The 10,599-nt window shown below is 68.5% G+C and carries 11 protein-coding genes; all 11 read left to right on the forward strand.

The window, feature by feature from the left end:
- Positions 1-85 precede the first annotated feature (85 nt).
- Complete coding sequence (locus tag AU195_RS06470) at positions 86-358, forward strand: cation:proton antiporter regulatory subunit (RefSeq protein WP_059158239.1); 273 nt, start codon at positions 86-88, stop codon at positions 356-358.
- A 47-nt stretch (positions 359-405) separates the two neighbouring features.
- A complete protein-coding gene (locus tag AU195_RS06475) occupies positions 406-864 on the forward strand; it encodes a CBS domain-containing protein (RefSeq protein WP_059158240.1) in 459 nt (152 codons plus the stop codon).
- An 18-nt stretch (positions 865-882) separates the two neighbouring features.
- Positions 883-2,196, forward strand: coding sequence for an ArsB/NhaD family transporter (locus tag AU195_RS06480; protein ID WP_059158241.1), 1,314 nt, complete (start codon positions 883-885; stop codon positions 2,194-2,196).
- 109 nt (positions 2,197-2,305) lie between these two features.
- Positions 2,306-5,206, forward strand: coding sequence for a Na+/H+ antiporter subunit A (locus AU195_RS06485; protein WP_059158242.1), 2,901 nt, complete (start codon positions 2,306-2,308; stop codon positions 5,204-5,206).
- Complete coding sequence (locus AU195_RS06490; RefSeq protein ID WP_059158243.1) at positions 5,203-5,676, forward strand: Na(+)/H(+) antiporter subunit C; 474 nt, start codon at positions 5,203-5,205, stop codon at positions 5,674-5,676. Before AU195_RS06485 ends, AU195_RS06490 begins: the two co-directional genes overlap by 4 nt.
- A 31-nt stretch (positions 5,677-5,707) precedes the next feature.
- Positions 5,708-7,315, forward strand: a complete 1,608-nt coding sequence (locus AU195_RS06495) for a Na+/H+ antiporter subunit D (RefSeq protein WP_059158244.1) — start codon at positions 5,708-5,710, stop codon at positions 7,313-7,315.
- Entirely contained in the window at positions 7,312-7,881 is a 570-nt protein-coding gene (locus tag AU195_RS06500; protein WP_059158245.1) for a Na+/H+ antiporter subunit E, read from the forward strand. Before AU195_RS06495 ends, AU195_RS06500 begins: the two co-directional genes overlap by 4 nt.
- 101 nt (positions 7,882-7,982) lie before the next feature.
- Positions 7,983-8,270 carry a monovalent cation/H+ antiporter complex subunit F gene (locus AU195_RS06505; protein WP_059158246.1) on the forward strand — a complete coding sequence of 96 codons (288 nt, stop codon included), beginning with the start codon at positions 7,983-7,985 and terminating at the stop codon, positions 8,268-8,270.
- The gene (gene mnhG / locus AU195_RS06510; protein ID WP_059158247.1) at positions 8,267-8,629 is read left to right on the forward strand and encodes a monovalent cation/H(+) antiporter subunit G; all 363 of its coding nucleotides are present in this window, start codon (positions 8,267-8,269) and stop codon (positions 8,627-8,629) included. Before AU195_RS06505 ends, mnhG begins: the two co-directional genes overlap by 4 nt.
- Positions 8,616-9,365, forward strand: a complete 750-nt coding sequence (locus tag AU195_RS06515; RefSeq protein ID WP_059158248.1) for an SAM-dependent methyltransferase — start codon at positions 8,616-8,618, stop codon at positions 9,363-9,365. The genes mnhG and AU195_RS06515 overlap by 14 nt, the downstream gene beginning before the upstream one ends.
- A 92-nt stretch (positions 9,366-9,457) precedes the next feature.
- Positions 9,458-10,599, forward strand: a 1,142-nt coding sequence (locus AU195_RS06520) for a DUF222 domain-containing protein (protein ID WP_157531046.1), incomplete at its 3' end; no start/stop codon positions are given.

Here is a 10,599-nt window from a genome sequence, read left to right on the forward strand (position 1 = left end):
GCCACCCCCCGGAAATGGGTGTCAGCCCCGATGGCGGCCCTCGCCTCTCGCGCGAAGGCTCGACAGTGACCTGCAAGGAGCTGCGATGCGAATCGATCGGACGACGGTGCCCGGCGGCGGGACGCTGCATCACATCGTCACCCGGGCCGGCGGTCGGCTGTGCGTCCTGGTCACCCATGACGGCGACCGGCAGGTGTTCGTCTACGACGACGGCAGCGACGAGCCAGCAGAGGAGCTCATGCTGGCCCCCGACGAGGCCGACGGGCTCGCCGAGATCCTGCACAGCCGACCCATCGCCGATCGGGTCCGGTCGCTGGAACGCCGGGTCGATGCGCTGATCGGAGAACGAGGATCATGACGGTTACTACGGCAACCCGACGGACCGCCCGATTGAATGAAGTCGCCATGCAAGCACACGAGATCGCGGTGTCGCCCCCGACCGTCCGCATGGACGATCCGGTGTCCAAGGCGGTCCAGCTCATGGTCGTCAACCGACTGCCCGGGCTCGTCGTCGTCGACGAGGCGGACCGCCCGATTGCGGTGCTGCCCGGCACGCAGGTCCTGCGCCTGGCCATCCCCGAGACCTACCGCGACGATCCGGCGCTCGTCCGCACCGTCGACGAGATTCACGCCGACCTGTTCTGGCACGGCCCGGGGCGCCTCACCGTCGGTGACTGCCTGCCCTCGCCTGTCGCGAAACCCGCGACGGTGGCGCCCGACGCCACCCTGCTCGAGGTCGCGACCGTGATGGCGACGAAGAGGAGCCCGTTGATCGCCATCATCGACAGCGCCGGTCGGCTGACCGGCGCGGTGACCCTCGAACGGCTGTTGACCAGTCTGGCTGTCGCCGGTCCGGGCGACTGACCCTGTCACGGCGAGCGCGTGTCAGCTGCTCCGGCCGTGTTGTCGTCGCTGGCCCCGGTGCTGGCACTGGCGATCTTCGTCGTCGCGTTCTGGTTCATCGCCACCGAGCGGGCCGACAAGGTCAGAACAGTCCTCGTCGCCGCGGGGCTGATGGCCCTGCTCGGGCTGATCCCCGGCGAGCGGGTCTTCTACTCCGAGCACGAGGGCATCGACTGGAACGTCATCTTTCTGCTGCTCGGCATGATGATCATCGTCGGCGTCGTGAAGCAGACCGGGCTGTTCGACTTCCTGGCGATCTGGGCGGCGAAGCGTTCGCGCGGCAGTCCGTACCGGCTGATGGTCATGCTGATGCTGATCACGGCGTTCGCCTCACCGGTGCTCGACAACGTCACGATCATCCTGTTGATCGCGCCCGTCACGCTGGTGATCTGCGACCGACTGCGGATCGCGCCGCAGCCCTATCTCATCGCCGAGGTGCTCGCGTCCAACATCGGCGGTGCCGCCACCCTGATCGGCGATCCGCCGAACATCATCATCGGCAGCCGCGCCGGGCTCACGTTCAACGACTTCCTGGTGCACATGGCGCCGATCGTGTTGATCATCTTCGTCCTGTTCGTGGGGTTCACCCGGGTGTTGTTCCGCAAGGATCTGCGCGCGGACGACGTCCACATGGACGAGGTGATGGCACTGCAGGAGCGCCGCGCGATCAAGGACACCAGGCTGCTGGTCCGCTCCCTGGTGGTGCTGAACCTGGTCATCGCCGGGTTCGCCCTGCACTCCGTGCTGCACGTGGCGCCGTCGGTGGTGGCGCTGCTCGGCGCCGGGGCGATGCTGCTGGTCACCGACATCGACGTGGGCGAGGTGCTGCCGGAGGTGGAGTGGCCGACGCTGGTGTTCTTCATGGGCCTGTTCGTGATGGTGGCCGGCCTCACGCACACCGGGGTGATCGGCGCGCTCGGTTCGGTGGCCGAATCGGCCTTCGGCGACAACTGGTTCGGGGCGGCCTCGGCACTGCTGTTCGGGTCGTCGATCGTCGGCGCGTTCGTCGACAACATCCCCTACACCGCGACGATGACGCCGGTCGTCGAGTCGATGGTGGCTCAGACTCCCGACGCGGGCACCGGCCAGGCGCTGTGGTGGGCCTTCGCGCTGGGCGCCTGCTTCAGCGGCAATGGCACCGCCATCGCGGCCAGCGCGAACGTCGTCGCCATCGGCATCGCCGCGCGAGCCGGCCACCCGATCAGCTTCTGGCGGTTCACCCGGTGCGGGATCGTCGTGACGCTGCTCAGCACCACCCTGGCCTGGGTCTACGTCTGGCTGAGGTACTTCTGACGGAAACCGTTCGCAGTGCGCCGGTGACGCCGCCAGCAACCCACGTAGAATGGACACAATCCAAAGCAGCTCACGCTGACACCCCGACCCCAATCAAGATCGGAGTGCCATGCTGGCCATCCTCTGTGCCCATGCGGTCGCGACCGCGTTGGCACCCCTCATGGTGGCCAGATGGGGACGGATCGCGTTCTACCCGTTGGCGGTCGTTCCGCTGGCCTCCCTGGTCTGGGTTGCGCTGAACTGGCCGGAGCCGGGCAGCGCGCAGACCGTGAACCTGGTCTGGCTGCCCGAGCTGTCGATGGACATCACGCTGCGGTTCGACACGCTCGCCGCGATCATGAGCGTGCTCATCCTGGGTATCGGCGCGCTCGTGCTGTTCTACTGCGGCACGTATTTCCACCATCGCGACGGGCACGTCGAGAAGCGTCTGCCCAGCTTCGCGGCCGAGATGGTGGCGTTCGCCGGGTCGATGTTCGGTCTCGTCATCAGCGACAACATGCTGATCCTGTACGTCTTCTGGGAAACGACGACGGTGTTGTCGTTCCTGCTGGTCGGCCACTACGCCGAACGGGCGACGAGCCGCCGCGCCGCCACCCAGGCGTTGCTGGTCACCACGTTCGGCGGGCTGGCGATGCTGGTCGGCATCATCATCCTCGGCAACCTCGCCGGCACGTACCTGCTCTCCGAACTGGTCGCGTCACCGCCGTCGGGGGTGGCCGCCGCGGTCGGGGTGGCGCTCATCCTCGTTGGCGCCCTGTCGAAATCCGCGATCGTGCCGCTGCACTTCTGGCTGCCCGGGGCGATGGCCGCCCCCACCCCCGTCAGCGCGTACCTGCACGCCGCGGCCATGGTGAAGGCCGGGGTGTTCCTGGTGGCGCGGATGACGCCCGGCTTCGCCGACTCCCCGGTGTGGCGGCCGATGATCATCACCCTCGGCCTGGCGACGATGCTGCTGGCCGGCTGGCGCGCGGTGCGCGAGTACGACCTCAAACTCATCCTGGCGTTCGGCACGGTCAGCCAGCTCGGGCTGATCACCGTCATGGTCGGCACCGGCGGGCGCGACATGATGCTGGCCGGGCTGGCGATGCTGGTCGCACACGCGATGTTCAAGGCGTCGCTGTTCATGGTGGTCGGTGTCATCGACCACTCGACCGGCACGCGCGACATCCGTCGGCTGGCGTGGCTCGGCGACCGCAGCAACCCGCTGCTGTTCATCGCCGTCGGTGCGACGGCCAGCATGGCGGCGCTCCCGCCGTTCCTCGGCTTCGTCGCCAAGGAGGCCGACTTCGAGACCGTGCTGCACAGCGCCGCACTGGGCCCGTTCGCCCCCTGGGTGCTCGCCGGCATCGTCTTCGGTTCGGTGTTCACCACCATCTACAGCCTGCGGTTCCTGTGGGGCGCGTTCAGCCGCAAAGGTCTACACGAGCCGAGCGTGCGCGTCCGCGAGATGCACCGTCCGTCAGCGGCGTTCCTGGCCGCGCCGGCGTTCCTCGCCGCCGCCGGCCTGGTCTCGGGTCTGTGGCCCGCCCCGCTGGACGCCGTGCTCGGCGAATACGCGCAGACCGTGCCCGGCGGCGAGGATTACCACCTGGCGTTGTGGCACGGCCTGAACCTGCCGCTCCTGCTGTCGGCGCTGGTGATCGCGACCGGTGTCGCCGCGTTCTTCGAGCGGTCCAAGCTGCGGCGGGCCCGGGTGGCCTACCTTCCGCTCGGCAACGCCGACCACGTCTACGACTCGTTGATCCGCGGGCTCGACATGGTGTCGGTGCGGCTGACCGCGACCACCCAGCGCGGCTCCATCCCGGCCACCCAGTCGGTCATCCTCTGCACCCTGGTGGTCGTGCCCGCGGTGGCGCTGCTGCTCGGTGCGCGGGACCGGCCGGACTTCGCGCTGTGGGATTCGCCGTGGGTGGTCGTGGTCGGGCTGCTGATGCTCGCCGCCGCGGTGGGCGCCGCCGTGATGCGCAACCGCCTGGCCGCGGTCCTGCTGATCGGGGTCACCGGTTACGGCTGCGGTGCGATCTTCGCGCTGCACGGCGCGCCGGATCTGGCGCTCACCCAGTTCCTGGTCGAGACGCTGGTGCTGGTCATCTTCGTGCTGGTACTGCGCACCCTGCCCGCGGAGGCCGAAAAGGCCCACATCAACCACAAGCGCCTGCCACGCGCGGTGCTGTCGCTGGCGGTCGGCGTGACGGTCACGTCGCTGGCGGTGTACGCGATGGCCGCCCGCACCGGGGCGGGCATCGCCGAACTGATCCCCGACGCGGCCTACTACCGCGGCCAGGGAGCCAACGCGGTCAACGTCCTGCTTGTCGACATCCGCGCCTGGGACACCATGGGCGAGATCTCGGTGCTGCTCGTCGCGGCCACCGGCGTGGCCTCGCTGGTGTTCCGCAACCGCCGTTTCGGGACCGCGCCGCGGGTGTCGGACGCCGGACAACCCGACATCGGACGCATCGGCACCTTCGCCAACAGCCCGGCCGTCGGCGACATCACCTGGCTGCGCGGCAGCGAACTGCGCGATCCGCGACACCGTTCGCTGGTGCTGGAGGTGGCGACGCGCGTCATCTTCCCGCTCATCATGGTGCTCTCGGCGTACTTCTTCTTCGCCGGCCACAACACGCCCGGCGGCGGGTTCGCAGGCGGCCTGACGGCGGGCCTGGCCCTGGTGCTGCGCTATCTCGCCGGCGGTCGTTACGAGTTGGGTGAGACGCTGCCGCTGGATGCGGGCAAGATCCTCGGCGTCGGGCTGGCGCTGTCCGCGGGCACGGCGGTGGCCTCGCTGTTCCTCGGCGCGCCCGCATTGTCCTCGGCGGTCATCGAATTCGACCTGCCGGTCCTCGGCACCGTCAAGTTGGTGACCGCACTGTTCTTCGATTTGGGGGTGTATCTGATCGTCGTCGGTCTGGTTCTCGACGTACTGCGCAGCCTGGGCGCTCAGGTCGACGTGGAGATGTCCGCGCCGAATCCCGGTTCGGGCAGGTCGGCGGCGAAGGTGGGTGCGCGGTGACCACCTACCTCGTTCCCCTGATCCTGATCGGCGGTCTCACCAGCGTGGGCGTCTACCTGCTGCTCGAGCGCAATCTGACCCGAATGTTGTTGGGGCTGTTGCTGATCGGCAATGCGATCAATCTGCTCGTCCTCACGGTGGCCGGGCCGTCCGGCAATCCGCCGGTCCGCGGACGCACCAGCGCGGGCGAGACGTCCACCGCTGATCCGTTGGCGCAGGGCATGATCCTCACCGCGATCGTGATCAGCATGGGCATCGCGGCGTTCGTGCTGGCATTGACCTACCGGTCCTACCGACTGACCACCGCCGAAGAGGTCGGCAACGACCCCGAGGACACCCGCGTCTCCGAGATGGCCGCCAAGGAGGCCGCCGCCCTCGACGAGGACCGGCCACCGGAGCCGGATCTGGCGATCGACACCGACCTGCCCGACGAGCTCGACGCGCTCCCGGGTCGGGAGGGTTCCCGGTGACCGCGCAGCGAGAAGCGAAGGCGGATCGCGCATGACGTTGGCCACGGTGCTCACACCGCTGCCCGTACTCATCCCGACCATCGCCGCCGCGCTGACGCTGTTCGCGGGCCGTCGCCCGGTGCTGCAACGGGTGCTCGCCCAGCTGGCGCTCGTCGCGGTCGTCGCGGTCTGCGCGGTGCTGGTCTACCTCACCGACCGTGACGGCACGTTGGCGGTGCACGTGGGCGGGTGGGGCCAGAGCGTCCCCGGCATGGGGCCGCTCGGCATCACCCTGGTCGTGGACCGGCTGTCGGCGCTGATGCTGATGGTGTCGTCCATCGTGCTGTTGGCGGTGGTCGCCTACGCCATCGGGCAGGGCATCCGCGACGGCGACGGCCGTCAGCCGGTGTCGATCTTCCTGCCCACCTACCTGGTGCTGTCGGCCGGTGTGTGCACCGCCTTCCTGGCCGGTGACCTGTTCAACCTGTACGTCGGGTTCGAGGTGTTGCTGTCCGCGAGCTTCGTGCTGCTCACCATCGGCGCGAGCGCCGAGCGGGTGCGGGCGGGCATCTCGTACGTGATGGTGTCGATGGTGTCGTCGCTGATCTTCCTGCTCGGCATCGGCCTCGTGTACGCGGCCACCGGCACGCTCAACATGGCCGAACTGGCCGTGCGTCTCGACGACGTCTCCGAGGGCACGCGGATGGCGCTGTTCGCGGTGCTGCTGGTGGCGTTCGGCATCAAGGCGGCGGTGTTCCCGCTCTCGACGTGGTTGCCCGACTCCTACCCGACCGCACCGGCGCCGGTCACCGCGGTGTTCGCCGGCCTGCTGACGAAAGTCGGTGTTTACGCGATCATCCGCGCGCATTCGCTGCTGTTCCCCGGCGGCGGGCTGGACCAGGTGCTGCTCTGGGCGGCGCTGCTGACCATGGTGGTCGGCATCCTCGGCGCCATCGCGCAGAGCGACATCAAACGACTGTTGTCGTTCACGCTCGTCAGCCACATCGGGTACATGGTCTTCGGTATCGCGCTGTCCAACGACCTCGGCATGGCCGGCGCCATCTACTACGTCGCGCACCACATCGTCGTGCAGACCACCCTGTTCCTCGTGGTGGGCCTGATCGAGCGCCAGGCCGGGGCGTCGACGATGACGCGCCTGGGCGGGCTGGCCGCCGCCAGCCCGCTACTCGCCTTCGTCTTCGTCGTGCCCGCGCTGAATCTCGGTGGCATACCGCCGTTCTCGGGCTTCATCGGCAAGGTGGCGCTGCTCGAGGCGGGCGCGTCCAACGGCACACCGCTGGCCTGGGCGCTGGTGGCCGGCGGTGTGGTGACGAGCCTGCTGACCCTCTACGTGGTGGCCCGGGTGTGGACGAAGGCCTTCTGGCGGTCGCGTGACGACGCACCGGAGGGGCACCTGTCCTCGACCGCCCCGGCGGCGCTGCTGGACGACACCGCGGAATCGGAGGACATTCAGTTCGTGGACCGCGATCACGTCGGCCGCATGCCCGTCGGCATGCTGGCGCCGACGGGTGCGTTGATCGCGGTCGGTCTGGCGCTGACCGTGGCGGCGGGGCCGATCTTCGCCTACAGCGGCCGAGCGGCCGACGAGGTGATCAACCGCGATCACTACATCACCGCGGTGGTGGGTGAGCGGCCATGAAGGTTCTCGAGGGTACGCGGTGGTCGCCACGTCGGCTGGCGCTGCGGGCATGGGTGCTGTGCTGGCTGACACTGGTGTGGATCCTGTTGTGGGGCACGCTGTCTGCGGCCAACATCGTCAGCGGCCTGGCCATCGCGCTGATGATCACGCTGCTGCTGCCCCTGCCGCCGGTGCCTGTGGAGGGCCGGGTCCACCTGCTGTCGCTGCTGCGCCTGATCGCCACCGTGGCGTACTACCTGGTGGTGTCCTCGGTGCAGGTGGCGTGGCTGGCGGTCAAACCGGGCCCGCCGCCGCTGACCGCGGTGCTGCGGGCGCATTTCGCGGTGAAGTCGGACCTGGTGCTCGCGCTCGCGGTGAACATCGTGAATCTGACGCCGGGCACCATCGCGCTGGAGATCGACCAGACCAGGCGCGTGGTCTACGTCCATGTCATCGACGTCGGCTCCGACCGCGCACTGAGTCGCTTCTACCGCCAGATCGGACAGTTCGAGCGGTTGCTGATCGCCGCGTTCGAACGGGAATCGGACTGGCGGCCATCGACGGAGAGGGAGGCCGATCCCGAATGAACGCCGAGCGAGAAGCGAAGGCGGATCGAGCATGAACGCCGAGCGAGAAGCGAAGGCGGATCGAGCATGAACGCCGAGCGAGAAGCGAAGGCGGATCGCGCATGAACTGGGTGTGGATCATCGCGGGGGTGATGCTCAGCGCCGCCGCGGCCGCGACGATGTTCCGGCTGCTGGCCGGACCGAGCACGCTGGACCGGCTGGTCGCGCTGGACACGCTCGTCGCAGTCACCATGTGCGCGATCGGCACGTGGGCCGCGTTCAGCCTCAACACCACCGTGACCTACAGCCTGACCGCTCTGGCTCTGATCAGTTTCGTCGGGTCGGTCAGCGTGGCGCGCTTCCGCGTACCTGATGTCCGTAGGCCCGACAGGTCACGGAGGACATCGTGAGCGCCTTCGACATCGTCGCCAGCGTCCTGGTGCTGGGCGGATCGACGCTGGCTCTGACCGCCGCGATCGGCGTCGTCCGGTTCCCGGACACGCTCTCGCGGATGCACGCCGCGACCAAGCCGCAGGTGCTCGGTCTGCTCCTCGTGCTGGCGGGTGCGGCCATCCGGCTGCGCGGGAACGTCGACGTCGGGATGCTCATTCTGACCGGACTTTTCACGGTCATCACCGCGCCGGTGATCGCCAATCGCGTGGGCCAACTCGCCTACCACGAGCAGAACATCCGTGACGACCTGTTGACCAGGGACGAGATGCTTGAAGTCGCCGCGGAAAGGGAACACCGCGGCCATGACGACTCCTGACGGCATCGTGAACGCACTGGCCGTCGCGCTGGCCAGACAAAGTGAGTCGCACGCCGACTGTCCGTTGTTCGACGACCCGTACGCGCAGGTGTTCATCGACGCCGCGTTGAACCGGGGGTGTCAGCTCCCCAGCGACGAGACGGCCGAACGGATAAACGGCATCGCCAACTACGCGTCGTCGCGCACCAAGTGGTTCGACGAGTTCTTCATCGCCGCAGGCGCGCACGGGCTCGAGCAGATGGTGATCGTCGCCGCCGGACTCGACGCACGAGCGTGGCGACTGCCCTGGGTCGACGGCACCGCGGTCTACGAGATCGACCACCCCGGGGTGTTGAAGTTCAAGAACGAGGCCCTGCGTGAACACGGCGACAGTCCTTCGGTGTCCCGCTACGTTCCGGTACCTGCTGATCTGTTCGACGAGTGGACGAACACGTTGATCGAGGCCGGATTCGACGCTTCGGAACCGACGGCGTGGGCGGTCGAGGGACTACTTCCGTACATGGCGGACGGCCCACACCTGTTGTTCGACCGCATCCACGAGATGAGCCCACCCGGGAGCCGGTTGGCCGTCGAGGCGGTCGGGCCGGGCGTGGCCGACTGGTTGACCGCACGGGGCTGGCAGGTCACGACGATCGGCGCGCAGGAACTGATGACGCGGTACGGACGGTGCGGCGACCACGGCGACACCGACACGGCCAAGGACACGGTATTCGTCGACGCCAGACGTAATCGCTGACTTCTGCCGGGATTCATCCACAACGGCGAATTCATCCACAGGGCAGGCTTTCTCGGCGTTTCCTGTCGGCGCCGCGTGACACAATCGAATACATGTTCGATGGTTCGCTTCCCGAGACCGGCGATATGCCTGCGCTCAGCGACGCCGAACTGGTCGCAGCCGCCGCGGGATGGGGACGCGTCGAATCCGCCGCCGCAGCCCGCAAACTGGCCGCCATGGCCGAAGTGTTCCGCCGCCGCACCGGCCTCGACCACGCCGACGACCGCAACAACTGGTTCGTCGACCCCGAAACCAGCGTCATCAGCGAACTGGCCGCCACCCAGAACATCACTGAAACCCTGGCGATGTTCCAAACCCACCGCGCCGTCATGCTCGGCGACCGGCTCCCCAAGGTCGCTGCCCTCTTCGAGGCCGGCCAGATCAACGACCTGCTCGTGCGCGCCATCGTCACCCGCACCGCCCTGATCACCGACCCCGCCACCATCGCCGCTGTCGACACCGCCCTGGCCGACCAGATCACCACCTGGGGCCCTAAATCTAAGAAGAAGACCGCTGCCGCCATCGACGCCGTCGTCGAATCCCACGACCCCGCAGCACTGCGCCGCACCCAGGCCGCCGAACAAGACCGCGACATCGAATTCGGGTTCATGGGCGACGCCGCCGGCTTCATGACCGTCTGGGCCCGCATGTACGCCCCCGACGGCGCCGCCTTCGAACAACGCGTCCACGACGCAGCCCGCACCCTGTGCCCCGACGACCCCCGCAGCCCCAAAGAACGCCGCAACGACGCCCTCGCCGCCATTGCCACGGGCACCACGCTGCGCTGCGAATGCGACAACCCCGACTGCCCCGCCGCCACCACCGACGCGCGCCCCACCAAAGACGTCGTCATGCACGTCATCACCACCCAAGACACCCTCTCCCAAGCTCAAGACCTCAGCGCCGCTGGAGATTCAACGGCCGAGGCTGCGGGTGACGATGCGCCGGAGTCTGACGCCGAGCCGGAGCCCGAGCACGAGGTCCAGCCCGAACCCGAGCCGGAGGCCGCGACCGACAACACCGCTCCGAAGTCGGCGTCCGCGCCGCGGCAATCAGCCTGCCCGGCACCGGCATTCGTCTTCGGCGCCGGCGTCACCAACCCCACCGTGCTCGCCGCTTTCCTCGACCGCGCCACGATCCGCCCCATCATCCACCCCGGCGACGCCCCACCCGAACCCCGCTACCGGCCGTCCAC

Origin of the sequence: Mycobacterium sp. IS-1496 (assembly GCF_001499995.1) — a bacterium.
GTDB lineage: Bacteria > Actinomycetota > Actinomycetes > Mycobacteriales > Mycobacteriaceae > Mycobacterium.

Bases quoted from the DNA above. Each gene is read 5' to 3' on its own strand.
- AU195_RS06470 (WP_059158239.1), top strand. From the start codon at position 86: ATGCGAATCGATCGGACGACGGTGCCCGGCGGCGGGACGCTGCATCAC.
- AU195_RS06475 (WP_059158240.1), top strand. From the start codon at position 406: ATGCAAGCACACGAGATCGCGGTGTCGCCCCCGACCGTCCGCATGGAC.
- AU195_RS06485 (WP_059158242.1), top strand. From the start codon at position 2,306: ATGCTGGCCATCCTCTGTGCCCATGCGGTCGCGACCGCGTTGGCACCC.
- AU195_RS06495 (WP_059158244.1), top strand. From the start codon at position 5,708: ATGACGTTGGCCACGGTGCTCACACCGCTGCCCGTACTCATCCCGACC.
- AU195_RS06500 (WP_059158245.1), top strand. From the start codon at position 7,312: ATGAAGGTTCTCGAGGGTACGCGGTGGTCGCCACGTCGGCTGGCGCTG.
- AU195_RS06505 (WP_059158246.1), top strand. From the start codon at position 7,983: ATGAACTGGGTGTGGATCATCGCGGGGGTGATGCTCAGCGCCGCCGCG.
- AU195_RS06515 (WP_059158248.1), top strand. From the start codon at position 8,616: ATGACGACTCCTGACGGCATCGTGAACGCACTGGCCGTCGCGCTGGCC.